The sequence below is a fragment of the Serratia sp. AXJ-M genome, assembly GCF_046531865.1.
GTDB lineage: Bacteria > Pseudomonadota > Gammaproteobacteria > Enterobacterales > Enterobacteriaceae > Serratia > Serratia liquefaciens.
On the sequence record NZ_CP059394.1, the window covers coordinates 4,998,386 to 5,025,219 of the forward strand.

A 26,834-nucleotide genomic window follows, 5' to 3' on the forward strand; every position below is an offset into this window, starting at 1 on the left:
TACAGGGTGACTGGGCCAAATACACGCAGCCAACACAGATGCGGCTTGAAAGACGACGGGTATAGTGCCTTAACCCAGCGTCGGCATACTGTATTCAGACACCGTTTGCTGCCCGGTTGGCCAGCGGGCGGTGGCGGTTTTCATCCGGGTGTAGAAACGCACGCCGTCGGTACCGTGAACGTTTAATGCACCGAACACCGAGCGCTTCCAGCCACCAAAGCTGTGGAACGCCATCGGGACAGGCACCGGGACGTTGACCCCCACCATGCCGGCCTGCACTTCCTGCACGAACTGGCGCGCATAGTGACCGTTACTGGTAAAGATAGCGCTGCCGTTACCAAATTCATGGCTATTCACCGTATCGATGGCGGTCTGGTAGTCCGGCACGCGGACAATGCCCAACACCGGCCCGAAGATCTCTTCGCGATAGATACGCATCTCCGGCGTAACGTGGTCAAACAGGGTACCGCCAACGTAGTAGCCGTCCGGGTAACCCGCCACCTGATAGTTGCGGCCATCGGCCACCAGGGTAGCGCCCTCTTCCACGCCCAGATCGATATAACCCAGGACTTTCTTCTGGTGCGCCGAGGATACCAGCGGCCCCATCTCGTTTTCTTCGCCACCCTGTTTAAGCCCTGGACCAACGCGCAGCTGAGCGATCAGCGGCTTCAGTCTGGCAATCAGTTTATCGGCCGTGTCGTCGCCGACGACCACCGCCACCGGCAACGCCATGCAACGCTCGCCGGCCGAGCCGAATGCGCCGCCCATCAGGGCATTGACCGTCGCGTCCAGATCGGCGTCAGGCATGATGATGGCCTGGTTTTTCGCCGCGCCGAAGGCCTGCACCCGCTTGCCGTGGGCACTGGCGGTAGTATAGATATGTTCAGCCACCGCAGAGGAGCCGACAAAGCTCACCGCCTGAATGTGGGGATCGGTGCACAGCTGCGCGGCTTCTTCGTTTGCGCAATGCACCACGTTGAATACGCCGTCCGGCAGCCCGGCTTCTTTCAGCAGTTCGGCCATGCGAACCGAGGCCGAAGGCACCAGCGCCGGGGGCTTGAGCACAAAGGTATTGCCGCAGGCCAGCGCGATAGGGAACATCCACATCGGCACCATCGCCGGGAAGTTGAAGGGAGTGATACCCGCGACCACGCCCAACGGCTGCATCAGCGAGAAGCTGTCAACGCCGCTGCCGACGTCCGCAGAATATTCGCCCTTGATCAGATGTGGAATGCCGCAGGCAAATTCCACCACTTCGATGCCGCGGGTCAGTTCGCCCAGCGCATCGGAATACACCTTGCCATGCTCGCTGACAATCAGCGCCGCCAGCTCGTCGCGATGCTGTTCCAGCAGCGCCTTAAAATTGAACATGATGCGCGCACGGCGCAGCGGTGTGGTGCGCGACCAGTCGGCAAATGCCTGGTGGGCCACGTCAATGGCCTGCTTCACCTCGGCGGCAGTGCTCTGCGTCACGCGGCGTTCAACCTGCCCGGAAGCCGGATTATGCACGTCGACGGTTTGATTGCTGCTGCTCAGGCACACCTGCCCGCCAATAAAGTTACCCACGGTTTTCATGTCTCACCCTCTTTTAAGTCCGCTGTCGCCTGACCGTCTGCGGCCGTAGCGTTTTCATCACACCGCTTGCCGGAGACTGCCCGCAAGCAGGCTAAATCCTGACCGGATGAAGCAAACTCTATTTCATTGAAAAAAAAGTTTCAAATAAATTATTTTAGAAAATTTGTTTTTAGTGCGGAAGGTCGCAGTTTTGCCACATCACCGTGCAAGGCCATTACATGCAGGAAAAAAAGCGGTCCCTGTGTTCACGCGCCAACGGCAGGGAATTAGCCCTGACTTTTATACAGAAACAGGCAGCCCACGGGGAAAGACGACCCGGCCAGACGCTAAAGGATCGCGCGGTAACGCTTGTGGGGCATTTGCGGTTTTTTTTGAACTGGATCTAAAAATCAATATTTCATTATTCACTAATTATGAAATAAATGTTCTTGTTTACCGAAGCGTTAATTCGACTATCACCGCCTTAATGACAGGCAGGGTCCAACCCCTTCCGCCTCCTCTTCCCTACAACCAACAGCGCGGGTGGAAGCCAGGAAAAAAATCGGAGCAACACATGTCATCTCAGCGTAAGCATAATACCGGGTACATACTGCGAATATGCGGCATTGCGGCACTTGGCGGCATTTTGTTCGGCTACGACACCGCCGTGATCTCCGGCGCGATCGAATCCCTGAAAACCTATTTTAATCTCAGTCCCGCCGAAACCGGCTGGGCCGTTTCCAACGTGGTGATCGGCTGCGTGGTCGGTGCCTTTGCCGCCGGGCCACTGGCCGGGCGATACGGTCGTAAGAAGGCCCTGATGCTGGCGGCAGTGCTGTTCACCATTTCGGCGGTGGGTTCTTCACTGGCGCCAACTTTCACCTGGTTTGTGATTTACCGCATTATCGGCGGTTTGGCGGTGGGTATCGCCGCGACCGTTTCGCCGATGTACATGTCGGAAGTCTCACCCAAAGACATGCGCGGCCGTGCGCTCAGCATGCAGCAATTCGCCATTGTGTTCGGCCAAATCGTGATCTTCTACGTTAACTTCAAAATCGCCAGCATCGCCAGTGAAGCCTGGCTGGTGGAGATGGGCTGGCGCTGGATGTTCGCCTCCGGCGTGCTGCCCTGCATCCTGTTTTGCATTTTGGTATTTATCATTCCAGAGTCGCCACGCTGGAGCGTGATGGTCGGCCGGGACGATCAGGCGCTGGCGATGCTGACCAAAGTGTCCAACGCCGAACATGCGAAAAAAGTGCTGCAGGAAATCAAAGACTCGATAAAACAGGATCAACAAGCCAGCCAGAAAAAACTCAGCTATGCCGATAAACGGGTACGCTTCATTCTGTTCGTTGGCTGCATGATCGCCATGCTGCAGCAGGTCACCGGGGTTAACGTAATGATGTATTACGCGCCGGTGGTGCTGAAAACCGTCACCGTAAACGCGCAGGAAGCGCTGTTCCAAACCATCTGGATCGGCGTGATGCAGCTGGTCGGTTCCGTCATCGGTGCCATGTTGATGGATCGCATGGGCCGCATCCCGCTGATGCGTTGGGGTACGCTGGGCGTCATCGCCGGCCTGCTGATCACCTCCTATGCGCTCTATACCGAGGCCACCGGCTACTTCGCGCTGTTTGGCATGCTGTTCTTTATGGTGTTCTATGCGCTCTCGTGGGGCGTGGGCGCCTGGGTCCTGGTGTCAGAAATCTTCCCCAATCGCATGCGCTCTCAGGGCATGAGCATCGCCGTCGGCTGCATGTGGCTGGCCAACTTTGTCGTGTCTCAGACCTTCCCGATGATCAACGATAACCCTTATCTGTTCTCAAGCTTCCACGGTGCCTTCCCGATGTGGGTGTTCGCCGTCTGCTGCCTGTTCAGTTACTGGTTTATCGGCCGCTATATTCCTGAAACGCGAGGGGTATCGCTGGAAAAAATGGAGGACGTGGTCATGGCAAAACGCTATCGCCAACCTCAACCCGAAATACAACGCACGCCGCTGTAGCTCGGCAAATATCAGGCTTTATCAACTCATTCAGGAGTAATGCATCATGACCATTGCGCCAGACCGTTTTTGCATCAACCGCAAGATCGCGCCAAACCTCGATTTGGAACAGTTTTTCAGCCTGGTGAAAAAGTGCGGGCTCAACAAAGTAGAGCTGCGCAACGATATGCCGAGCGGCAAGGTGACCGATAACCTGAGCAACGATCAATTAAATGCGTTGGCAGAAAAATACGGTATCGAAATCGTCACCATTAACGCGCTCGGCATGTTTAACCTGCTGGACGATCAAGCCGCGTTGCTGAAAAACGCCGAGGCGCTGTTGTCACAAGCTCAGGCAATCCGCAGCAAGGCGCTGGTACTGTGCCCGCATTGCAGCACGGGCGATAACCGCAGCGAAGAGCAGAAAAAAACCGACACGCTGGCGGCCCTTAAGCTGCTGGCTCCGCTGTTCAGGCAATACGGTGTACAGGGCTATGTGGAGCCGTTGGGGTTCGGTATCAGCTCACTGCGCTCATCGCTGCTGACGCAGTCCCTGATCCGGGATTCTGGCGCGCCGTACAAAATCGTGCTGGATACCTTCCACCACTATTTAAGCGACGTAACGCAGCCTGAATTTGATGCGCAAATTCAGATCGACGGCATTGGGCTGGTGCACCTTTCCGGGGTGGAAGATCTGCGTGCTAAAAGCGCATTAAGCGACGAAGAACGCATCATGCTGAGTGACAAAGATCGGCTGGAGAGCAAAAAGCAGGTGCAGGATCTGGAGCGCCTGGGCTACACCGGCATTTACGCCTTCGAGCCGTTTTCGTCGCAACTGGACAGCTGGACGGCAGCGGATATAGAACGTGAAATCCGTCAGAGCATCGCTCTGCTGCAAAGGTAGCGGCCGCAAAGGGGCGAGCATGCTCGCCCCTGATTTAACCGGACGCCCCTACCCTTATTTTCCCCAGATTATTTCAACGTGCTGACCACCAGCTGATGGCGCTCGTTGTAGAACTTACGGTAAGCCAGGTAGCAGGCGATGATGGTCGACAGGCTGGCGGTCGACAACAGCATGAAAGTCACCATAATCTGGTACTTAATCGCTTTGACCGGATCGATACCGGCGAAGATCAGACCCGACATCATACCCGGCAGGCTGACCAACCCCACGGTTTTGGCAGAGTCCACCGTAGGGATCAACGAAGCACGGATACTGTCGCGGATCAGCGCCGCCGAAGCAAACTTCGGCGAGGCGCCCAGGCTCAGCATCTCCTGAATCTTCTGCTGATCGCTTTTGAAACGCTGCCCCAGGTTGTTGTAGCACAGGCCAACTGCCACCATCGCATTGCCGGCCACCATGCCGGAAATCGGGATCACCTGCATTGGGGTAAACTCAATCGAACCGGTCAGTACCAGCACCGCCAACGTTAATACCGCGCCGGTGGTTATGGCAATAAACGACGTCATAAATGCGTGATCGATATATTTACTGCGCTTTTGCGCGTTGTAGGCGGCGTTAAAGCAGATAAACAGCACCATCAGCACCGTCAGAATGGCGTTATTTACATCAAAAATGTATTTCAGCACGTAGCCGACAATGATCAACTGCACCACCGCCCGGCAAATACTCCAGATAATGTCTTTTTCCAGCGCCAGCTTTTCTTTATGGCTGATTAAAATAGCAATAATCACCAATACCATCGACAAAGCCAAAGATTCATTGCTGATGTTATGCTGGTTCATTGGTCGTCTCCTGTGCCCGAGCGCCATGCGCACTCAAAGTAATCACATCATCCGCATGTTTGATTTCATCTTTATCATGCGTAACCCACAACACCGCGACGCCATGCTGCGCGACCAGTTGATGAATAATTTCATTAACGTTGCGTTTATTATCTTCATCCAGCGCACTGGTGATCTCATCCAATAACAGAACCTTGGGCATAAACTGCAGGTTACGGATCAACGAAATTCGCTGCTTCTCGCCGCCCGATAATTCGTTAACGCTTTTATCCAGCATATTTTCCGCTAGCCCAAAGCGTACCAGGTCGGCCTGCATCTTTTTCCTGTCCGGTTTTTGTTTGCGAATCTGGTAGGGCAACGCGATATTGTCATACACGCTGTCGCCAAACAGCGAAGGGGTTTGAAAACAGTATGACACCTGTTGACGGTACTCTTCCGGCGGTATATCGGTAATGGCCTTACCGGCAAAGATAATTTTTCCACGGGTTGGGTCGATCAAGGAAGATACGATTTTTAGCAGGGTACTTTTTCCGCAGCCAGACGGGCCGGTAATCAGTTTAAATTCGCCCTGATTCAGACCGAAAGACACGGAATCTAAAATAACCTGCTCGTCTATTTGATAATGAATATCATCCAATAACAGTATTTCTTTGCTTTCCTTCATTATAAGCACGCATCCATCATGAAAATATTTGCACCCAGACCCTCAGTATACGGCCTCAAAAATTGCACTGCCAATGGCTGGTCATTAGTCGTAACAAAGGAGTCGGGCTGAGGCGCTTTTCGCTCCGTCAGCCCTGTGTTGATCCGCTGTGAAGGGTAGTCAAAATGACGAAACAGGAAAGGAATTACATTTTTTTGGGTGATGCACAAATATACCAGCGTAACGAATTATTGATGCTGCGATGAGTACAACGAACTTTACCCTCTTTTTCCAATGCCAATAACAGCGTGCGCGTGGTGTAAATATTTTCACCGCATTTGTCAGCCAGCTCCCTGGTTTTAGGCCAGTGTTCCGGTGCCGGAGGGTGATGTTCCCCTGCACCCGACGCACGCTCCATACAGAGTTTTCGTAACACGTTTAGCATATGTGACTTCCTGATTTCATATGTTATCGGCGCCTTGGCCATCGCGTACTCCTTGGGTTACTTTTGCCTGCTCCTGTCCTGCGGCAGCACGTCGGCCACGCGCAAGGTGTAAATCATCGTGGCGCCCGGGGGGATTGCGGGCGGGCTTCCTTTGTCGCCGTATGCCAGAACTGGCGGCACCACCAGCGTCATGGACCCATGCTTGTTCAATTTGCCGATGGCGGCGCGAAACAGCGGTGGATATTGCGACAAAGGCAAAGAGATAGTGGTGCCGGCCAAGTCCATATCCTTGATCACTTGCCCATTGGGCAAGCTCTCGCGTACCACGATATCGACGTTGTCATTGGCGTTTATCTGCCCGCTGCCGGCATAGTCCACACGGTAATAAAAACCGAGCGCATCTTTTTGCACGCCAGGCTGCTTGGCGAAATCGGCGAGGTAGGTTTTACCCTCCCCCCGTATCGCCTGCTGTCGCTGCTGTTGGGCCTGCTGCAAGGCAGCGTCTGCGGCCTTTAGCGCGCTGTCGATGGCGGCATCATCCAACCGTTGCTGCCCCGCCAGCGTATCGGCAATGCCCGCCAGCAAGCGCGGGCGATCGGCTTCAATTCCCAAGCGGCGGTTCTCTTCCTGTAAATGCAGAATGTCACGCCCCAGCGAAACCCCGGCGGCGTAGGCCTGCTTATCGGCATCGCTGGCCAGCTCCGGCGGTTGTCGCTGCGCGGCTAGCTGACGGTTGAGCTGCTGCAACTGCTGCTCTTGCTGCGTGACGATCCGCTGCTGTCGTGCCAGAGCCGCCGCCATGGCGATCAAGTCTGGCGGCGTGGCGATGGCCTTACGGATCCCTTTTAACGCGGCCACCAGCGGCCGGATATCAATCGGGTCCGGTTTGGGTGTTGCCTTGGGGGCTGGCGCCGCCGGTTGAGCCTGAGCCGCCAGCTGCTGTTCCAATTGGCGGATGGTTTCGGCTTGCCGTTGCAGGGCCTGATTCAGCGCAGTCAGACGGGCGTTGTCTCCGCGCGTAACAGCGACGGGTTTGGGCTTGGCAGTCACCGGCTGAGGCGCTGCAGGTGCACTTTCCACCACCGGCACCGCCTGCTGTTGCTCGGCAAATTTCAGCAATGCGGGAATGCCGTCATCCTTGCCAGGTGCAGTCTCTGCCGCCGATGCAGCGCCCCCTACCAACAACAGCAGCAAAGCAGCGGCTCCTTCCGCATACCTTCTCATGATTACAGGCTCTCCACCCGGCTCGACAGATCGGACATCAGCTCATGCTCAACGTCGGCGCAGAATTTCTCGGTTTTATATTTATAAAGCGCATCTATGGCTTTACGGGTGCTTTCATCGACATTACTGCGAATGCCGGCATATCCCGAGGCGTTGGACAACAGCCCGTTAAAATAAGCAATCCGTTTCTGGTAGCTTTGCGGATTAATATTCTTAAGTGAGTTGACCCGTTGCTGACAAAGCGCGATCCGTTGCTCATCAGTGTTTTCCTTAGGATTACTCTGTGAAACTTTTTTCATGGCAACCGTGCCGGTGCCATTTTTTCCTACGCAACCGGACAGCAGTAAACAGGACATTATCATCAGCGCCGTAGCGACGGCGGAACGGCGAGTTGAATCATTAATTATGGTAATCATTCCGTTTATCATCCCTTAATTATCACTTAGGTCATTATTATGTCGCGAAGCCCTGCTTTATCTGACTGCTTCTGATTAATCCTAACGAGTTAAATAACAAAAACGCACAATAACAGTCGGGCATTGGTAATAATCCGATACACATCTGTATTGTTATGTTTTTGTTAAAACTCAAAAAGAAATTATCGTAGCCACAATGAATGAAAGTCACATCCCAGGCCAGTATTACCGACGTGTTTACCCATAAAAACAAAGAGTTATCTTTTTACCCGCGATTAACGCGCAGAATTCATCATCTGCTGTCTGAGGGCGATATTATCAAAACAATATTGCTAATTGTAGTGCGAACACTAATTCTGGCGATCTAATATCTCGCATATTGCTATTTATATAGTCATTTATTCTGGATAATATTTGTATACGATCTATTGATTTTCAATTATATATATTTCTTTTTCCTTTTGGTTTTATATTCTGTATTTGACTTAACTTAATAAAAGCTATTTCCAACCGCACCTATTATTTGCAAGAATAATCCCAGCAAGACGCTATGGTGATATACCTATTTTTCTTTTATGGATTTCGCTTGTACGACTTCCAAAATATTTCGTTATTCACTCATGAATAACGGAGGGTGGCGTATTGCCCAGAGCAAAAGGATCTGGCTCCAACTACGGCGTCGGCGACATGACGTTGCCGCTGTTGTGGGGGATTTAGATGTGCTGTTCTTTTTATTTAAATACTCTCTACAGGAACTTGAGAAATGAAACTGAATAAATTAATGCTGGCAACCGTGATTGCTTTCGCTTCTGCATCTGTTGCTCACGCCGCATCTAACCAGGGCAGCGGTAAAGTCACTTTTACCGGTGAAATTATTGATGCGCCATGCAGCGTAGCACCGGAATCTGTTGATCAAACTGTCCCTATGGGCCAAATCAGCAGCCGTCTGCTGGCTAAAGAAGGCAAATCCAGCTCTGAGCCATTCAGCATCGAACTGAAAGATTGCTCTATTGCGACCATGAAGAACGTCCAGGTGACCTTCACCGGTACGCCGGATCCAGATAACAGCAAACTGCTGGCACTGAGCGGCACCGCAACCGGCGCTGGCATCAGAATCTATGACAACCTGCATTCCAAAGACGTTGAACTGGGCACCGCAACCGATGGTCAGGGTCTGACCGAAGGTAATAACTCTCTGAAATTCGCCGCTTATCTGCAAGGCAGCAGCGCTTCTGGCGCCGTGGTCCCAGGCGAATTCACCAGCGTTGCAAACTTCACACTGGCTTACCTGTAATCCCCCCTCGGGGACGCTACTTTGGTGTCCCCGTTTTACCTGCACGGACATTGGGTAACGGGACCAACGGCTACAGGGAGACGCCAGCATGACAAACCGGATTTCGGGCGTACTGCTTATCGCGCTCAGCCTTTGCAGCGCAGAGGCGACGGCGAAAAATCAGGGCCACGGCACACTCAACCTGGGTGGCGAAATCGTCGAAACCCCCTGCGGGATTGCCAGCGAAAGCCTGGACCAGACCGTTGATTTCGGCCTGATCTCGATGACCGATGCGGCATTGGATACGCAGCCGGTACTGATCGGCAGCCGCCGCAACTTTGAGATCAAGCTGGTGAACTGCGAATTGGCCAGCATCGTGAAACCCGACTTTATCTACCGCGCGGCCACCGTCACTTTCAACGGCATCGCCGACAGCCGAGATCCCGATCTCTTGGGGGTTTATGGCGAAGCCCAGGGCGTGGCTATTGAGCTACTGACCGCCAACGGCGTTCAGATACCGCTGGGCAGTACCACCGCGGATTACCAGATTGTCGCCGGCGACAACACGCTGCGCTTTGGCGCTCAGTTACGCATTCATCCCGACAGGGCCAGGGCCGGCGGATTCAGCTCACTGGCGAAATTCACCCTGTCTTATCTGTAAGTAACGCCTCGTTAGGCGGGTGCCGCCGTCAGGCACTGAATGACATCACGTATTACGTATTCAGGTCGTACAGGATGACCTGCTATTGGGCGCGGATTTGCCATGAGTGATTATTCTATGACGTCATTACTGACACGGAAAAAAATACCCCTTACCGTCATTCTATCTTTCCTCTGGGTGCATTCGGCTTTTTCCGCCACGGAATTCAATACCGACGTATTGGATATTGGCGATCGCAGCAAAGTGGATTTATCGCGTTTTTCCGACGCCGATTACGTCATGCCCGGCGCCTATTTGCTGGATATCAAAATCAACCAGAAAACCTTGCCGCAGCGCAGCATTCAATATTATCCGTCGCCGGATAAAAAGGATCGCTCTCGCGTCTGCCTGCCGCCGGATCTGGTCGAGAAAATGGCGCTGAAAGAAGACGTCCTCAAAAAAATCACTCTGTGGCACGACAACAGCTGCGCCGATATCAGCGGCATCAAAGGGGCAACCATCTCCGACCGCATCGGCGGCGGCGTCTTGGCCATCACCATCCCGCAGGCCTGGATGAAATATTCCGATCCGGACTGGACACCGCCGGAGCAGTGGGACGACGGCATTCCCGGACTGCTGCTGGACTACAGCATCAGCGGCCAGGTCGGCAAGCAGAGCCACAATAACAACACCGCCGAAAATCTCAGCAGCTACGGGACGGTGGGGGCTAACCTGGGCGCCTGGCGTCTGCGCGCCGACTATCAGGCCAATTACAATCAGCAGGCCGGCGAGCGCGATAACAACTTCGACTGGAACCAGATCTACGCCTACCGCGCGCTGCCGATGCAGGCTGCCAAGCTGACGCTCGGTGAAATCTTTCTCGACTCGGGGGTCTTTGATTCTTACCGCTTTACCGGTCTGAATCTGGCCAGCGACGAGCGCATGCTGCCGCCAAACCTGCAGGGTTATGCGCCGGAAGTACGCGGCATTGCCAAGAGCAACGCCAAGATCACCGTCTCGCAAGAAGGCCGTACGCTGTACGAAACCACCGTGCCCGCCGGGCCGTTTGCCATTCAGGATCTCAACAGTTCGGTACGTGGCCGGTTAGACGTGAAGGTGGAAGAACAAGACGGCAGCGTCTCCACTTTCCAGGTCGACACCGCCACCATCCCTTACCTGACGCGCCCCGGCTATGTCCGCTACAACGTCGCGGTGGGGAAACCTTCGGCATACGATCACCGCACGCAAGGGCCACTGTTTTCCGCCAGCGACTTCTCCTGGGGGCTGACCAGCGCCTGGTCGCTGTACGGCGGCGCCCTGCTCGGCGGCGATTACAACGCCTGGGCGCTCGGCCTGGGTCGCGATCTTAACGTGTTCGGCGCCATGTCGGTGGACGTGACGCAGTCCATCGCCCGTTTGCCCAATGAGCCTACCGCCAGCGGCATGTCGTTCAAGGTCAACTACGCCAAGCGCTTCGATGAGCTGAACAGCCAGATCACCTTCGCCGGCTACCGCTTCTCACAGCGCAAGTTCATGAACATGTCGCAGTATCTGCAAGAGCGCTACAACGACTATGACGAACGCTACAACGGCCGCCAAAAAGAGCTGTACACCATTACCGCCAGCAAAACCTTTATGGCGGAAGACAGCGCCAAGGCGATCACCGCTTACCTGACCTATTCGCACCAAACCTATTGGGATGCCAGGGCGCAGGATCGCTACGGGTTATCCGCCAGCAAGCTGTTCAACGTCGGCAATGTCAGCAACGTGACCGCATCGCTGTCGGCCTACCGTACCACCTATCACGGCCGCACCGATGACAGCGTGATGCTGAACTTCAGCGTGCCGATCGGCGATCGCCGCCGGCTCGGTTACTCACTGCAAACCAGCAACAGCGACGTGACGCAGATGGCGTCTTACAACGATTATACCGACCCGAACAACACCTGGCAGGTCAGCGGCGGCTTTAACCAGTCCGGCAAATCGCTGGCCCGCGGCTACTACAGCCATAACGCCTCGTTCGGATCGCTCAACGCCAGCGCCTCTTACCAGCAGGACAGCTATTCGTCGATCGGCGGGACCTTCCGCAGCGGCATTACCGCTACCCGACACGGCATCGCCGCCCACCAGAACTCCAGCAACGGTGGCAGCCGGATGATGCTGGACACCGACGGCATCGCCGGGGTGCCGATCAACAACGGCCGCGCCTACAGCAACCGCTTCGGCCTGGCGGTGATCTCCGATATCACCAGCTACTACAACACCGACACCCGCATCGACGTCAATACCCTGGCGGACGACGTGGAGGCCACCCGAGCGGTGGTGCAAGGCACGCTGACCGAGGGCGCCATCGGCTACCGCCACTTTGAGGTGGTGAAAGGCAGCAAGCTGCTGGCCACCATCAAGCTTGCCGATGGCAGCGAACCGCCGTTCGGCGCCACGGTGCTGAGCGAAAAAGGCCGTGAGGTAGCGGTCGTGAACGACGGCGGCTCGGTCTACCTGACCGGCGTGCAGCCGCAAGAGCAGCTGGACGTCGCCTGGGAAGGCCAACGCCAGTGCCGCATTGTTATACCGGGCGCCGCCAAGCCGCTGGACCAGCTACTGCTGCCGTGCGCCAAACTGTAATCCGTAACGCAGAGAATTGATGATTATGAACAACGTTCCGTTAGCAAAAATGGCCGCGCTGGGCCTGGCTTTGACCGCTGCAGTACCGGCCGCCAACGCAGCAATATCGCTGGATCGTACTCGCGCCGTTTACCTCAGCGACGCGAAATCAATCAGCCTGAATATCGTCAACGAAAACAAGGAACTGCCTTTCCTGGCGCAGTCCTGGCTGGAAAACGAGCAGCACCAGAAAATCACTTCGCCGCTGGTGGTGTTACCGCCGTTGCAGCGGGTTGAAGCCAATGAACGCAGCGTGGTGCGCATCACCAAGACGCCGGAGGCCGATCGTCTGCCGCAAGATCGCGAGTCGGTGTTCTATTTCAACCTGCGTGAAATTCCGCCGAAAAGCAGTAAAACCAACGTGATGCAGTTGGCACTGCAAACCCAGATCAAACTGTTTTATCGGCCAAAGGCCATCGTCGCGCCAAAAGGCGAAGTGTGGCAGGAGAAGCTGGTATTTCGCAAAAGCACCGGCGGTTTCACCGTTGAAAACCCTACGCCGTTTTACATCACCCTGACCGGCATGACCCGCCAAACGCAGAAACAGGGCGGCGGCGCGCTGGGCGACTTCCAGCCGGTGATGCTGAAACCGAAATCGAGCGAAACCATTAAGGTGCGCGACAACGGCCTCAACAGCTTTGTCATCACCTATATCAATGACTACGGCGGTCACCCGGAGCTGCGCTTTGCCTGTAACGGCAGCGTATGCAACGCCGTGCCCGAGACCAAAAAATAAGGAGATTCCGCATGGCTGAATTCACCGGCGGCCGCCTGCGGCCCCTGCTGATCGCCGCGCTGCTGGTTAGCGGCAGCGCGACGGCGGCAACGCCACTGGGCGTGATCCAAGGCACCACCGGCACCGTCAGCTTTCATGGCGGCCTGCTCAGCTCCCCGTGCAGCCTGACGCCGGACAGCCAGGATCAGTCGATTGATTTGGGTGATGTTAACGCGCGCGATTTTCAAAACGCCGGCGATCAGAGTGCGCCGGTACGTTTTCGCCTCTCGTTCCGCAACTGCCTGCTGGGGGCCAAAGCCTTGGCGGATAACCCGGCAGGGCAACGTAACGGCGATGCCGGGCAGCTCTATTTGCAGGGTGAACAGGCCGCCACGCTGGTGTTTCTCGGCGAAAGCGATATCAACAACCCCGATCTGCTGAAACTGAACGGCGGCGTACAGGGCATCGGCCTGCGTTTGAAGGATCAGCAGGGCCATGCACTATCGCTCAACCAGCAGAGCCGGCCTTACATTCTGCAGCCCGGCAGCAATACGCTGTGGTTCAGCGCCAGCGTGGAATCCACGCAGCGAGCGGTGATGGCGGCCGGTTTTTCCGGCGTGGCGCACATTCAGGTGATTTACCTGTGAGGTTCACAAACGTGATGAAAAAAACCTACCTTAACTCCTGCCTGCCGCTGGCACTGGCGCTGACGGCTCCAGCCGTGTGGGCCAACGGCTACGTCACGCCGGACGGCGGGGCAAAGCCGTTTTATATCGACCTGAATGAAAGCAATATCACCAACAAGGTCGGTTTTACCAAAGAGTTTCCCTATTCGTTAGGTGGCCAATATACCGGCAAGGCCTATTGCGATACGCCGATCCCTCGTAGCCCGCACTTTTATAAGTCGGATTCGGCATTGCCCGCCTCCGACTACGGCAACGGCTATTTGAAACTGAATGACTATCTGGACCTAAAAGCCGAGGTTTGGATCGCCGGCAATAAAAAAGCCTATGTCACCGTGCCGTTTTATAACGTCTCAAATGAATACACCAACCACTCTTGCAATCCGCCATATGCACAAATCAATAACTACGAAAGTGGATCCAAAGGTCGGGTCACCTTCCGGGTACGCAAAAAAATTATTAACGGCGTACAGATCAATGACCGGCAGATCATCGAGATGTATGGCCGTTTGGGGTCAACCGACGCAGGTTTCGGCCCCAATCCGATGGCGCAGGTGTTTATTCAGTCCGCCATTCTCTACGTGCCGGATAAATGCGTGGTGAACGAAGGCCAACTGATCAACGTCGAGTTCGGTGAAATCGGCGGCAGCAATCTGAACGGCGCCAGCTACCCACAAAGTATCCCGGTGCGCTTCCAATGCGAAGGCGGCAGCTTCGAAGACGGTACGCTGAACATCAAACTGGCGGTCTCCGGCACCCCGGCGCCCTTCACCAATAACGCATTTAAAACCGATAAAACCGACCTCGGTATCGAGATCAAACATAACGGCCAGTTGGTGATCCCGAATGAGTTTTACCCGGTGCCAAATATCGGTAACGGCGGTAGCTGGAACCTGGTTGCCGCACCATTGGCCAACGGCGGTAAAGAAATCGCGGAAGGGGAATTCAACGCCTCTGCCACCATTGTGGCGGCCTTCGAGTAATTCAGGGAGAAACAGACGATGCGTTTACGCGCTTTAGCGATGCTCAGTTGCACGCCGCTACTCTTTTCGGCACTGCCGACGCTGGCGGATACCGAGCTGGTCGGCTCACCGCTGCAGTTCCACGGCACCGTGGTGAGTCGCCCCTGCAATATCGAACCGCAATCGGCCGATCAGGTGGTGGAAATGGACACGGTGATCGTCAAAACCCTGTACCGCTACGGCCATAGCAACCCGGTGCCGTTCAACATCAAGTTGACCGACTGTAAAACGGCGGTGTTTAAAACCGTCAATGTCACCTTCAGCGGGAACGAGGACAGCGAACTGCCGGGCAAGCTGGCGATCAATAACGGCGCCAACGGTGCCGCGATCGCCCTGTTTGACAGCAAGGGCGCGGACATTGATTTGAACCAGGCCACCAGCGCGGTGACGTTGCAGGACGGTGCCAATATTCTGAATTTCACCGCCTATGTGCAGGGCCATCCCAGCGCGATACAGAATAAAACCATTACCGAGGGTGAGTTCAGCTCGGTAGCCAATTTCGTACTGGCTTATCAGTAAGTCGGCGCCGCAGGAACACGTCATGATGTCCAAATCTAAAGCAGCCTGGTTATTCGGGCTGGCGGCATTTTATTGCCTGATCGCCATGCACATTTACTGGCCCAATCGCGGCGGCAGCGGATTCTATCTACCGTGGAATCTGGTCGGCGGGATCTTCATCGCCCTGTTGATCATAGGTGCGATGCTGTTCAGCCGTCCGCCGCTGGCCACCTCCGGCTTCTTTAACCTGCTGGCGTCCGGCAGCCTGATTTTACTCCTGCCGCTATTGTGGGCTCAACAGCCCTGGTTAAGCGAAGCCTTGCCGCGCCTGATGGGATTGGTGCTGGGCGTTCTGGCCTACTTTGCGCTGCTGCAAATCCCGCTCGATCGCCGGTGGCGGCGCAGGCTATTGATGCTGCTGCTGGCAGCGACGGTTATCGAAGCCTTGCTGGGCCTGGTGCAATACAGTTTGCTGCAGCCGGGCAACTGGATGGGCTACAACACCCTGAAAAACCGCCCTTACGGCATCTTCCAGCAGTGGAACCTGATGGCCAGCTTTATGGCTACCGGCCTGGCGTTGGCGCTGTATCTGCTGAGCGCCCGTCGCCCTTTGTCGCGCAGTTTGCAATGGCTGGCCGCCGCCATGCTGCTACTGGCACCGCTGTTGCTGATCGTTATCGCCTCCCGCGTCGGACTGCTGGCGGCCCTGCTGCTGTCTCCGCTCCAACTGTGGATGTTGTACCGCCTTAACCGCCGACGCGCCGGCATCGCCCTGCTGTTGTTGATGGCCGGGGTAAGCGCCGGGCTGTTGCTGGTGATGCTAAATGGCGCTACGCGGGCGCTTATGCTGCCGGAACCGATTTTTTACCGACTTACCTACTGGCAAGAGGCGCTAGACATGATCGCCGAGCGTCCCTGGTTAGGTTGGGGTTACGGCCATTTTCAGCACGATTTTCTGCATCATTTTTACACCACTCACAGCAGCGGTATGGAAAGCGTTGCCATCAGCCACCCGCACAACGAGATATTGCTGTGGGGCGTCGAAGGCGGTCTGCTGAGCCTGAGCGGTATCACCCTGATCGTCTGGGGGCTATGCCGTTTGCTGCGGCACAGCCGCCCCGTTCCGCTACGGCCCGCGCCCTGGCTGGCGGCGTTGCCGATCCTGCTGCACATGATGGTGGAATACCCGCTTTATCTCTCCGCCGCCCACGCGGTGCTGCTGCTGGTGATTCTGCGCGTTAGTGACCTCCGACGCCGTTTGCGGCTGCCCTCCCATTCGCAGCTCCCGCTGCGGCTGACCACTGCGGGCATCGCTGCATTGATGGTGCCGTATCTGCTTAACGGCCTGCACAGCGCGCTGATCATTACCGCTGTAGAAAAAAGCGGCCTGCGGCAATTCGGCCCTATGAGCCAGGTCATCACACCGACGCCCTGGCAGGTCCGTTACGACTATGACATGCAGTTGCGACAGCTACTGCAATACCCGCAAACCCGCGATATGGCTACGTTGCTGAGCTACCAGCAATGGGCTGAAAACGAAATCCGCGTGCGGCCAGACGCCAATATTTACATCAATTTGATGGCGGTCAGCCGGCTACTGCAACAGCCCCAGCGAGCCGCCGATCTGCAACGCCAGGCCAAGCGACTGTTTCCGCACGATGCGCGCTTTGAGGAGTAACTATGCTTAATATCCGGTTCACCCTGTTGGGCAGCGATAACTTTTATCAGCTCGGACTGCGCCTGCTGGTAGAGGATTACCTCCATAACCTGAATGCAAGCAGCCGCGGCGCCTCGGCCGATTTGCTAAATATGGAGCCGATAGAAATCGTCTTCCGCACGCTGGAAGACAGCTGCGGCTGTGCCCGCTGCTACCAGAGCCCTTATCAGACGCCGCGCCATCGGCAAATGACCGTGCTGATCCTCAACGACCGAGATGCTCACTACGAGCACAAGCATCCGGCGCTGTTTAGCATTAATCGGCGCGATGATGATGCCGTCGTTCGCGCAAAACTGCAGCTGGCGCTGGAGCGCTTCTGCCAGCAGCCCTGGGTCGCCCTGCACGCCAGCGGCATCTGGAAATGCCGACAGTGCCGTATTGCCGCCCTGAGCAGCTGCGAAAAGAAGGTGCTGAAGCTGATGAGCTCCGGCATGTCCGCCTGTACCATCGCCGGTATGCTGCAGCGCAGCCAGAAGACCATCAGCGCCCATAAGCGCTCGGCGATGCGCAAGCTGAACGTCCACAAAAGCATTGAATTGAACAAGATGCTGCTGAATCAATTGGGATTGAACTGAGTGGCCGGCGCAGTCAGGCCGGTGCGAATTTACGCTGCAGGAAAATTTCCGCCAGCATGCACCGCGCCCCGCCGCCGCCCAGATCCTCAATGATATCAATAGGTCCAAGCGCCAGGCGCGCATAGCTGCCGATCAGCGTTTGCTGCTTCGGGGTGAAATGAGCCCAGGCCCGGGTGGACATGGCGTAAACCGGGTGGCCGTCTTTGGCGCGCAGCTCCAGCACGTTGCACGCAAAGGCCTCCATCTGGGCAAAACTGACATCGATAATGGTTTTTCCGCTGCGTGTGAGCGAGGCGATCAGCGCACTTTTTTGCGTTTCATTGCGGATGCTTTCAAGGCAAACAATGGCATATTCCGCACCGACGCTCAGCATCACGTTGGTGTGATAGATGGGCCGATTATGGCGGTCCGCAGCCTCGAACCAGACAATCTGGTAGCCGGAGTGTCGTTCAAATTCGCGGCCTACCTCCGGCGAACTGCGTGAAGACCGGCAGGCGTATGCCAGCTTATGCCGGTGATCCAGGATCAGCGATCCGGTACCCTCCAGAAAGCGCCCCGCCAGTTCGTGGGCGGAAAGATCAATTTGCCGTTCAACCACAAAGTCATTGGCGAGCTGCGCGATAATGTCCTGGCGGCGCTCCCGTCGTCGGTTCTTCGCTTCCATCGGAAAGATGAACAGGCTGCCGTCCCCCAGCAGAGCAATCCAGTTATTGGGAAATAACGCATCCGGCGTTTCCTGCCCGCCAGTATCCTCTATCACCGTAACGTCAATACCGGCTTGCGTCAGTGCGTCGACGTAATCATTGAAGGCAGTTAATGCCAACGTTGCCTGATTTTCATTATGTTCCGTGATTTTTTGAAAGAAGTTGCTGTGCCGGGTTTCTTGATTGGCGGCGAAGCCGAATGGCCGCACCATTAAAACGGATTGGGTGGTTTGCATGATGTTTCTCACAGGGTTCGGGATAGCGACGCCGCCCTATTATGGAAAATCAATTTGACGCCAAACAGTGTGATAACTGGCTAAATTGCTCTATATTTTTACAAATCGCCACTTCGAACCGACACTTTGACACCATGAACGATACCGACCGCCAAATCCTCGCGCTGCTGCGCGAAAATGCCCGTAGCTCGGTGACCGAACTGGCCAATAAGGTCCGGGTATCACGCGCTACGGTGCAAAAAAGAATTGAGGCTCTGGAGGCGCAAGGGATCATTACCGGCTACACCATCCGTGTAAAACCGGGGGTGGAACATAACCGCATCCGCGCCTGGATGTCCGTGGCGGTCGAAGGCACCAAGGCGCAAAGCGTGTTGCAACAGCTGCGCGGCGAGCCCGCGGTGTTTACCCTGCACACCACCAACGGCAAGTGGGATATTTTGGTGGAGATCCGCACCGATAGCCTGGAGAACTTCGACAAAATTCTGGGGCGAATTCGGCGCATTGCCGGCATTTCCAGCACCGAAACCAGCATCCTGCTGTCGACACACAAGGCCTGACTTAAGGTTTGTGCCGATGGAACATCGCCGCGAGCATTTCCACGATCAATGCCGCGTAGCGGCCGTCGGGATCCAGATCCGGGTCGAATACCGATACCGTCATGCCGCAGCACAGCGGATTTTGCAGCAGCTTAGCCCCGATATTTTCCAGCCAAAGACGATCGATACCGGGGCTGCCGGGGGAATCCACCGCCGGCATCACGGTCTGATCCAGCACGTCCACATCAAGGTGCAACCAAAATCGCCACTCTGGCTCGGCGGCCAGCATCTGGTCGATATGCCGTATAATTTCCGCCCTGCCCATCAGGTTGGCGGCAAAAACATCGATACGCGTGATGGCAGTCTGATTGATATCCGGCCAGGCGAAATCCACGTCGCGGCACTCTCGCTCACCCAATTGTAAAACCTGGCGATCCGGTACCAGCGGCCCTGCCACATCGGGCCATTCGGTCAACAATGCCTCCCCGCGGCCGGTTGCCAATGCCAGATCCATCCCCGCCACCGCGCCCAACATCTGCTGAGGATCGTAGTTGCCGGGATGACGAAAGTCGCTGTGCCCATCAATGTGCACCAGCGAAAGTGGCCCTGCGCGGCGCGCCCCCGCCAGCGCGCCCAACAAAATTGAGCAGTCACCGCCAATCACCAGCGGGAAGTCACCACGCGCTTGCACCGCGGCCACCTCTGCAGCCAGCTCTAAATTGAAAGCGCGAATGGCATGGCCATTCCGTATGCGGGTGCCCGAGGGGGCCAGCGGCGAATAGGTCGGCGACACTAACTCATGGATGGCCTCCGCCGCCAGCCGTTGAGTCAACCCCTGTGCCATCAGCGCCTGTGGCGCTCGCCAGGTACCGGGGATATGGCCGGGCCACAGAGGGCGCAGCCCCAGATTGGTCGGGGCCAGAATGATCTGCATGCGGGTCACCTAATGAAAAACTCTCTTCAAGCCAGCTTAGCCTATGAGTCGGTTTTCGCCTCACGGCATCAGGAAACAGGCTGCGGTATTGCCACGATAAACAGGCTCTATGCGTTTTCTGCCTCGCCCATTAAAGCAAGAGGTGCCTTTTTACGCCTGTCCTTGGCCGTTTGCCGCTTTAGTTCGCGGGTTACCATGACCGTTTATGCGTTTATCGGTAACAGGACAAGGTGCTTGGCAGTGGGAAAACCCTTTTTACGCAGTGGCCGTTTGGATGATGTGCTTGCATTGGGCGAGAATGGACAGCCGGTTTACGCCTGCGCGTTGCAGCTGCGGGAAACTCTGCGCATTCGTCAACAGCAGCCGGCCGCTGATTGTCTGGCTATCCCGCAACCTAACGAGGCGGGCACTCACATTGACTGGTACTCGCCTTTCCCAGGAAAAGTCACCTCCTGGCTGGCGGCGAACGAGGCTCAACGCGCTCAGGCGGTGCACCTGTTGGAGCGCAGCCTGGCAACCTTCAACGCCCTGATCGCCGAGACACAGACGACCGACCATCCCAGCCAACGCCTTTTCGGCGCCTTGTTAAGCAAGGCGATGCAAATACCCGATCCCAACCATGTTTATCTGGTCGACGATAAACCGGTGCTGACCTTTTGGGGCTTTATCAGGCCACAGGCACAGTGTCAGGACGATCCGCTGGCCTGCCTGCGCCCAGCCGAAGAGCCGGCAGAAAAACCGACGCCAATTGCCGCCAGTCCGCGCGTAGAGGTGGCCCCCGAGCCTCAACCTGCTGCGGAACCCGCAGCCCTGACGCCAGAAATTATCCCCGCGCCGGTGCGCCGGCCGTGGCGCCGCTATGTGTGGATGGCGCCAGTGATAGCGATCATGGCCTTGCTGGCGGGTTGGCTGAGCCAAACGAATCCCCCACCAGCCACATCTCCGGCGGTGCTGGCACCACCACCTTCGCCTGTCGGTGTCGCCAAGCCGATCCCCAAGCTGCATCTGCCATTGGCGCACGCCACGCTAATGCCGCCGCCGCCCGTCCCGGTGGTGTTGCCGCCGGCGGACAAAAATTCGCTGGTACTGCCAGCCGAAGCGGTCAAGGCCGGCTCCACCCGTTTTCTCAACGGCAGATGGCGCGCGACGGTGGCGTTGAAAGATCCGCTGACCGGCAAACGGCCCAGCCTGCAATACCGTCTCAATAACGGCAAAGGCACCGCCAGCATCACCTACGGCGATGCCATCACCTGCCGGGCGCCGATAGAGGCCGGGCTGATGCAGTCAGGCAATCTGGTGATCAACAGCCGCACCAAAGCGCGTTGCAGCGACGGCAGCCGCTACCCACTGCCGGAAATCGTCTGCAGGCAAAATGAGACCGGCCCGGCGGAATGCACCGGCCGTTACGCTGCGGACACGGTTTATCCCATGACGTTAAAGCGCGAGAGTAAATGATGCTGGCCCCCCTTACGGACTATAAAAACGCCATTACGCTGATTCAGGACAGCGGCATCCAATTTCTGGACTTTGCCCTGACGCCGGTTTTGGATGCCGATTTTCCGGGCAAGTTTGTCCGCCAGACGGCGAGTGGCCCACTTTTACGCCTGCAGTGGCATGCCGACAGCGGCAAATACCTGCTGCCCGCGCAGCCGGGGCAGGTCGATGAAGTGGTGCGCCCTGAATTCAGTTATCCCCTGCAGCAATCTTTGCGGCTGTTGGATAAGACCTGGCTGCCACTGCCGTTCTTTCGCTACACCCCTTCCGGGGCGTTTCTGGCCGGGCCGGACAACTGGGCACGCATGCAGATCCTTCAGTTGGACACCCCCGATCAGGACGGCAACTCGCTGCGGGTGGTGCTGGCATTCGATACCCGTATCGCGACGCCAGGCCTGGAGGCGTTAGCCCCGAGCGAAAGCGATCTCGACACCGGACTAAGCTTCGCGCTGGCCCACCGCAATCACGATCTGGGCGAGTTTCTCGATCTGACCTGGGTGGACGGCTGGCTGCGCGAAGTCTTTACCGAAGGCGCCACCACGCTGGAACAACGTGCCGAAGCTCAGATCTACACCGGGTTGAAAACTTTCGAATATCAGGCGCACTACCTTAACGTGTTGAACATGCTCGGCGACCAACTGGCGGTGCCGCAGATAAAGATCATCGCGGCTACGCTGCAGCAGCCCGCGGTCAACGTGGACGTGATTCTGGACGTCGGCAACTCCCACACCTGCGGCGTGCTGGTCGAAGACCATCCGGAAGAAAGCAACGGCCTGAAGCAGACCTATGAACTGCAGCTACGCTCGCTCAGCGCGCCGCACTGCGTGTACAACGAACTGTTCGAAAGCCGGGTCGAGTTTTCGCAGGTCTCGTTCGGCAAACCCGGCCTCTCGTTCCAGAGCGGGCGCGACGACGCCTTTGTCTGGCCTTCCATCACCCGCGTGGGCCGCGAGGCCGCACAGCTGGCGCAACAACGGCAGGGCAGTGAAGGCACCACCGGTATTTCCAGCCCCCGCCGCTACCTGTGGGACGAAGAACGCTATGCGCCTGGCTGGCGTTTTAACGGCAAGCAGGAGCCGATGGCCACCGCCGCTCCCTTGACCACCCTGTTAAACGATGAAGGCGTTCCGCTTTCTGCGCTGCCGTTAGCGGAACGGCTACCGGTATTCGCCGCCCATTACAGCCGCAGCGCGGTTATGACGCTGATGCTGACCGAGTTGCTGGCGCAGGCGCTGATGCAAATCAACAGCGTCGCCCAACGGGAAAAAATGCCGAATGCCACCGCCCCGCGCCGCCTGCGAACTCTCATCCTGACATTGCCTTCGGCGATGCCGAAACCGGAACGGGAAATTTTCCGCCGCCGTATGCAGGAGGCGATTGGCCTAGTGTGGAAAGCCATGGGCTGGCACCCGCTGGACGCACCGTTCGACGGCAAGCAAACCCGCTTCCCCGTTCCGCAGGTGCACATGGAATGGGACGAGGCGACCTGCGGCCAGATGGTTTATCTGTACAACGAAACCCAGGTGAACTTTGCCGGCCGTACCGACGCCTTTTTTGCCAGCATGGCCCGGCCGGATCGCCCTTTGGCAGCCGATGAACCGGCAGGAAAAACGCTGCGTATCGCCTCCATCGATATCGGCGGCGGCACCACCGATCTGGCAATCACCCAGTACAGGCTGGACGATGGCGTAGGCAATAACATCAAGATCAACCCTCGCCTGCTGTTCCGCGAAGGCTTTAAAGTCGCCGGTGACGATATTTTGCTGGACGTGATCCAGCTGTTTATCTTGCCCGCCGTGCAGCAGGCTATCGAGGACGCTGGGGTCGCGGCCCCGGTGGCCGTGATGGATAAGCTTTTCGGCAATGAAGGCCGCATGGACGGATTTTCCACCCTGCGCCAACAGGCCGCGCTACAGATTTTCATGCCTGTCGGGCGTGCGTTGTTGGCAGCCTATGAGGATTACGACCCGCTGGATGCCCAGGCCGAAGTGGCCGCCAGCCTGGGCGATCTGTTACCTCAAGCCCCAACCCCGCAAGTGCTGGCGTTTATCAACGGCGAGATCCAGCGCGAAACCGGCACTTCTTCTTTCGATATTTTGCACACGCCGCTGGTCGTCCGCCTGGGTGACTTGCACAGCGCCTTCTTGTCTGACCGGATCGGCATTGGCCGCTGCCTGCGGCTGCTGTGTGAAGTGGTGGCGCTGTACGCCTGCGATGTGTTGCTGCTGACCGGCCGCCCGGCACGTTTCCCCGGCGTCCAGGCCCTGCTGCGCCATCTGCAGCCGCTGCCCGCCAGCCGCATCTTGCCGCTCGAAGGCTATCACACCCGCAGTTGGTATCCGTTTAACAAGCGTGGGCGTATCGATAACCCCAAATCCACCGCCGCCGTGGGAGCGATGCTGTGCCTGCTGGCCATCGACCTGCGCCTGGAGAGTTTTTACTTCAACGTTGGGGATTTCCAGCCCTATTCCACCGTTCGCCATCTGGGCATGCTGGACGGCAATAACATGCTGGCGGACGATAACGTCTACTATCGCGATATCGATCTGGATCGCGCCGATTTTGCGCTGGATCCCGCCGGCTGCTTCCAGTTGCGCGGTCCTTTGCGCCTTGGGTTCCGTCAGTTAGACAACCCGCGCTGGCCAGCATCGCCGTTATATACGCTGACCATCACCGATCCCCTGTTGGCACGCAAGCTGGCAGGCGATGCGGTCATCAGCCTGCGGTTGGCCATTACCGGCAGTGAAGCGCAAGGTGCCGAGGGCGTTAAAATTGCCCAGGCCATGCTGGCCGACGGCAGCCCGGTTCACGCACATCAGCTACAGCTTAAACTCAATACCTTGGCTGCCAGCGCCTCTGGTGCAACCCATTACTGGATCGACAGCGGGAGCATTTATCAACGATGAAACCTATCACTTCAGACCCGATAAACCGCCTCAGCAACGGAATTATCCAGGCCATTGACTGGGTCGCCGGCGCACGGCAACAGTCCGCTCGCCTGGACCGGGAAGCCGATAACCTGACGATCCGTTTGCGCCGCAGCTACAATCAGGCGCGGAAGTTGGACACCGCCACACCTCACCGCGTCGCCATCGGCCTTTATGGTCATAACGCGGCTGCCAAAGCCCACCTCTTGGCGGCATTGGCCCCCGGCGCCGCGCTGCTTTCAGAGGATTGCCCGCTGGCAGTACGCTACTGCGCGCCCGCCGTCGTAGCATCTCCAGCTTATCCGGTGAGCATCACCTTGCTGGATAACGCGCAGTTGCTCGCCATAACGGCCAGTGCAGCATTGATGAACGGCTTTCGCCCGGATGGAGACGCACGAGCCATTGCCGCACACCTGAATACATTGGAACGCCATCGCCAGCCCATGGCGATTGACGGCATGGACAGCAATGCCATCGTGGCGCTGTGGGACACTCTTCGTCACCACGGCGGCAAATGGCAACAGGCGCTGGACCGCCACTTCTGGCCGCAGGCCGTCTCATTGGCCCCCTATCTGAGCATTGACGACCGGGCCCGCCTGTTCGCACCGCTGTGGGGTGAAGACCCGGCGCTGACCATGCTCTATCGTCAGTTGGCGCATAGCCTCCAGACGCTGGGCTGCAGTGAACGCGTACAGGCCGCTCTGCAAGCTTTGGATCCCGATACGGGTATTCAGCATGCCCACGCGGTCACCACGCCAGCCGAGGTGAAACTTTCCGTACTGACAGAAAACGGCGCCGTCGTGGACGTCGCGCAGGCCGATCTGGCGTGGTTAGCTGCCGAAGTGACATCACCTCTGCCCGCTGGGCTGCCCGTCGACGCTGAGCTTCTCGACATTCCCGCCAGTCTCCGTCGTTCAGACGGCGATCTGACATGGCGTATGCAACAGGCCAAACGCGCCAATCTGCTGACCCACTACGCCGATAATCTGCAGGCCAGTCTGTTGCTGGTCAGCGATGCCGCCGGCACGCCACAGGAGGCCAGTCGAACCGGCCATGCGCTGGCCTACTGGGTTAAACGCACCCAGGGGGAAAGTGCTGCGGTACGCAGCCGTCGTAAGCCCGGTTTAATCTGGGCAATCACGCCGTTCGACGCGTCGCGCGAAGGGAAAGCCCGCCCCGACGACGCCGTTCAGCGCTACGTCGGTGAGCCCGGCGACAGTTGGGCCACCCTGCTGGCCATGGATGAACGCGACTGCCGCCGCATGACGGACTATCTGATGGCGCAGGCGCGCCCGGCATTGAAACAAGCGCGCATTCAGGAACTGCAACAAGAATTGCGGCGTGAGCTGAGTGAAAGCCTGCTCGGCAACTGGCTTGCCGCAGCGGATCCGCAGCGTGTGCAACAGCGCAGCCAACAACTGCTGCGAGCCTTGCAGGCGCAGGCTGGGGCGCATGGTGAATTGCTGGAATGGCTGTTGCCGCAGCGCGACAGGCTGCGCCAACTCTTCGTGCAGCAACAGCATGCTTCACCGGCACCGACTGTCGCCGCACCGCCGTTCGACGTGGAGATCGACCTGTTTGGTGAGGAAGATAGCGCCGCGACCGGCTCGGTGGAACATGGGCGTTCTTCCTTTGCCCAAAAGGTATTCGCCGACTGGGTTAACCATCTGCGTTGCCTGCCGGACAATGCCCAACTGCTGACCCTGTTGGGCGTCGAAAAACCGCAGCTGGAACTGCTGGTCGATGCGCTGATTAACGCCGCCTGCCGCCTGGAGATTGACGCAACGCTGGAGCACGCATTGGCCGCAGGCACCCTGCCGGAACAGGGGGAGGATCGTCAGGTCAGCCAGGCGCTGACGGTATTGAGCGATTTCGTTGCCTGGCTGGGCTTCCAGCAGCGTGAGGCGGCTTTACGCCCTGCCAGCCGCATCAATCCCGGCCAGCCAATCTTTACCCCACCACCGCAGCCCGCGGTCGACTGGGGCAATCAGCAACGCTTGACCAAACTGGCGCCCACGCCGGCGAAAAATGCCGCCTTCTATATCTACGACTGGCTGGTCGGGCTGCAGCGGCTGCTGGCGGAAAATGCGCAGGCGGGTTCTACACTCGCAGCCGCGCCGCATGCTGCGCTGGAAGCCATAGTGGCAACCCTTGCCGGCAATGACGGGCACTGACAAATTCAGGTAGGGCCACGTAACTTAGTGCAG

The 26,834-nt window shown here is 57.3% G+C and carries 23 protein-coding genes; 15 read left to right on the top strand and 8 right to left on the bottom strand.

The features are described from left to right. Positions 1 to 69: 69 nt before the first annotated feature. Entirely contained in the window at positions 70 to 1,575 is a 1,506-nt protein-coding gene (locus tag H0S68_RS23325) for a CoA-acylating methylmalonate-semialdehyde dehydrogenase (protein ID WP_020837402.1), read from the bottom strand. A 553-nt stretch (positions 1,576 to 2,128) separates the two neighbouring features. Between H0S68_RS23325 and H0S68_RS23330 the strand changes: the two genes are divergently transcribed. Both H0S68_RS23330 and H0S68_RS23335 read left to right on the top strand, forming a co-directional pair. After that, on the top strand, positions 2,129 to 3,556 hold the full coding sequence (locus H0S68_RS23330; protein ID WP_046372444.1) for a sugar porter family MFS transporter: 1,428 nt from the start codon (positions 2,129 to 2,131) through the stop codon (positions 3,554 to 3,556). A gap of 46 nt (positions 3,557 to 3,602) precedes the next feature. Continuing rightward, on the top strand, positions 3,603 to 4,439 hold the full coding sequence (locus H0S68_RS23335; protein WP_410529043.1) for a TIM barrel protein: 837 nt from the start codon (positions 3,603 to 3,605) through the stop codon (positions 4,437 to 4,439). A 68-nt stretch (positions 4,440 to 4,507) separates the two neighbouring features. Here H0S68_RS23335 and fetB read toward each other — a convergent pair whose 3' ends face one another. The 5 genes from fetB to H0S68_RS23360 all read right to left on the bottom strand — a co-directional run bounded on the left by fetB (position 4,508) and on the right by H0S68_RS23360 (position 8,009). Further along, positions 4,508 to 5,281: an iron efflux ABC transporter permease subunit FetB gene (gene fetB / locus H0S68_RS23340; protein WP_020837408.1), complete on the bottom strand. Its 774-nt coding sequence runs from the start codon at positions 5,279 to 5,281 to the stop codon at positions 4,508 to 4,510. Continuing rightward, positions 5,268 to 5,945 (bottom strand): iron efflux ABC transporter ATP-binding subunit FetA, encoded by a 678-nt coding sequence (fetA, locus tag H0S68_RS23345; protein ID WP_020837409.1) that lies wholly within the window; start codon positions 5,943 to 5,945, stop codon positions 5,268 to 5,270. The genes fetB and fetA overlap by 14 nt, the downstream gene beginning before the upstream one ends. Before the next feature lie 184 nt (positions 5,946 to 6,129). Then, positions 6,130 to 6,411, bottom strand: coding sequence for a FaeA/PapI family transcriptional regulator (locus tag H0S68_RS23350; RefSeq protein ID WP_041415077.1), 282 nt, complete (start codon positions 6,409 to 6,411; stop codon positions 6,130 to 6,132). A 15-nt stretch (positions 6,412 to 6,426) separates the two neighbouring features. Beyond that, positions 6,427 to 7,593 (bottom strand): FKBP-type peptidyl-prolyl cis-trans isomerase N-terminal domain-containing protein, encoded by a 1,167-nt coding sequence (locus H0S68_RS23355; protein ID WP_410529044.1) that lies wholly within the window; start codon positions 7,591 to 7,593, stop codon positions 6,427 to 6,429. A gap of 2 nt (positions 7,594 to 7,595) precedes the next feature. Beyond that, the gene (locus H0S68_RS23360; RefSeq protein ID WP_020837412.1) at positions 7,596 to 8,009 is read right to left on the bottom strand and encodes a hypothetical protein; all 414 of its coding nucleotides are present in this window, start codon (positions 8,007 to 8,009) and stop codon (positions 7,596 to 7,598) included. A 763-nt stretch (positions 8,010 to 8,772) separates the two neighbouring features. Here H0S68_RS23360 and H0S68_RS23365 point away from each other — a divergent pair. From H0S68_RS23365 to H0S68_RS23405, 9 genes are all read left to right on the top strand, one after another. Beyond that, a complete protein-coding gene (locus H0S68_RS23365) occupies positions 8,773 to 9,303 on the top strand; it encodes a fimbrial protein (RefSeq protein ID WP_020837413.1) in 531 nt (176 codons plus the stop codon). 88 nt (positions 9,304 to 9,391) lie between these two features. Continuing rightward, positions 9,392 to 9,943, top strand: a complete 552-nt coding sequence (locus H0S68_RS23370; protein ID WP_048760457.1) for a fimbrial protein — start codon at positions 9,392 to 9,394, stop codon at positions 9,941 to 9,943. A 102-nt stretch (positions 9,944 to 10,045) separates the two neighbouring features. Further along, positions 10,046 to 12,547 carry a fimbria/pilus outer membrane usher protein gene (locus H0S68_RS23375; RefSeq protein WP_162302920.1) on the top strand — a complete coding sequence of 834 codons (2,502 nt, stop codon included), beginning with the start codon at positions 10,046 to 10,048 and terminating at the stop codon, positions 12,545 to 12,547. A 19-nt stretch (positions 12,548 to 12,566) separates the two neighbouring features. Further along, complete coding sequence (locus H0S68_RS23380; RefSeq protein WP_020837416.1) at positions 12,567 to 13,322, top strand: molecular chaperone; 756 nt, start codon at positions 12,567 to 12,569, stop codon at positions 13,320 to 13,322. 11 nt (positions 13,323 to 13,333) lie between these two features. Then, entirely contained in the window at positions 13,334 to 13,948 is a 615-nt protein-coding gene (locus H0S68_RS23385) for a fimbrial protein (RefSeq protein WP_116691625.1), read from the top strand. Between the two features lie 14 nt (positions 13,949 to 13,962). Then, positions 13,963 to 14,967 (top strand): fimbrial protein, encoded by a 1,005-nt coding sequence (locus H0S68_RS23390; protein ID WP_048760453.1) that lies wholly within the window; start codon positions 13,963 to 13,965, stop codon positions 14,965 to 14,967. An 18-nt stretch (positions 14,968 to 14,985) separates the two neighbouring features. Further along, complete coding sequence (locus tag H0S68_RS23395) at positions 14,986 to 15,525, top strand: fimbrial protein (RefSeq protein ID WP_020837420.1); 540 nt, start codon at positions 14,986 to 14,988, stop codon at positions 15,523 to 15,525. Positions 15,526 to 15,547: 22 nt separating this feature from the next. Continuing rightward, complete coding sequence (locus H0S68_RS23400) at positions 15,548 to 17,182, top strand: PglL family O-oligosaccharyltransferase (protein WP_187962036.1); 1,635 nt, start codon at positions 15,548 to 15,550, stop codon at positions 17,180 to 17,182. A 2-nt stretch (positions 17,183 to 17,184) separates the two neighbouring features. Continuing rightward, the gene (locus H0S68_RS23405) at positions 17,185 to 17,796 is read left to right on the top strand and encodes a helix-turn-helix transcriptional regulator (protein WP_122080418.1); all 612 of its coding nucleotides are present in this window, start codon (positions 17,185 to 17,187) and stop codon (positions 17,794 to 17,796) included. 13 nt (positions 17,797 to 17,809) lie between these two features. Here the strand turns inward: H0S68_RS23405 and ctlX are convergent, their stop codons facing one another. Further along, a complete protein-coding gene (gene ctlX, locus H0S68_RS23410) occupies positions 17,810 to 18,736 on the bottom strand; it encodes a citrulline utilization hydrolase CtlX (RefSeq protein ID WP_128865293.1) in 927 nt (308 codons plus the stop codon). A gap of 41 nt (positions 18,737 to 18,777) precedes the next feature. Here ctlX and H0S68_RS23415 point away from each other — a divergent pair, with 41 nt between their 5' ends. Then, the gene (locus H0S68_RS23415) at positions 18,778 to 19,293 is read left to right on the top strand and encodes an Lrp/AsnC family transcriptional regulator (protein WP_020837427.1); all 516 of its coding nucleotides are present in this window, start codon (positions 18,778 to 18,780) and stop codon (positions 19,291 to 19,293) included. 1 nt (position 19,294) lies between these two features. Here H0S68_RS23415 and H0S68_RS23420 read toward each other — a convergent pair whose 3' ends face one another. Next, complete coding sequence (locus tag H0S68_RS23420; protein ID WP_262256213.1) at positions 19,295 to 20,206, bottom strand: arginase family protein; 912 nt, start codon at positions 20,204 to 20,206, stop codon at positions 19,295 to 19,297. Positions 20,207 to 20,446: 240 nt separating this feature from the next. Between H0S68_RS23420 and H0S68_RS23425 the strand changes: the two genes are divergently transcribed. The 3 genes from H0S68_RS23425 to H0S68_RS23435 are packed head-to-tail and all read left to right on the top strand — an operon-like array spanning position 20,447 to position 26,801. Then, positions 20,447 to 21,661 (top strand): SrfA family protein, encoded by a 1,215-nt coding sequence (locus H0S68_RS23425; RefSeq protein ID WP_262256214.1) that lies wholly within the window; start codon positions 20,447 to 20,449, stop codon positions 21,659 to 21,661. After that, a complete protein-coding gene (locus tag H0S68_RS23430; protein ID WP_262256225.1) occupies positions 21,661 to 24,606 on the top strand; it encodes a virulence factor SrfB in 2,946 nt (981 codons plus the stop codon). Before H0S68_RS23425 ends, H0S68_RS23430 begins: the two co-directional genes overlap by 1 nt. Next, positions 24,603 to 26,801, top strand: a complete 2,199-nt coding sequence (locus H0S68_RS23435; RefSeq protein ID WP_410529045.1) for a virulence factor SrfC family protein — start codon at positions 24,603 to 24,605, stop codon at positions 26,799 to 26,801. The genes H0S68_RS23430 and H0S68_RS23435 overlap by 4 nt, the downstream gene beginning before the upstream one ends. Positions 26,802 to 26,834 lie beyond the last annotated feature (33 nt).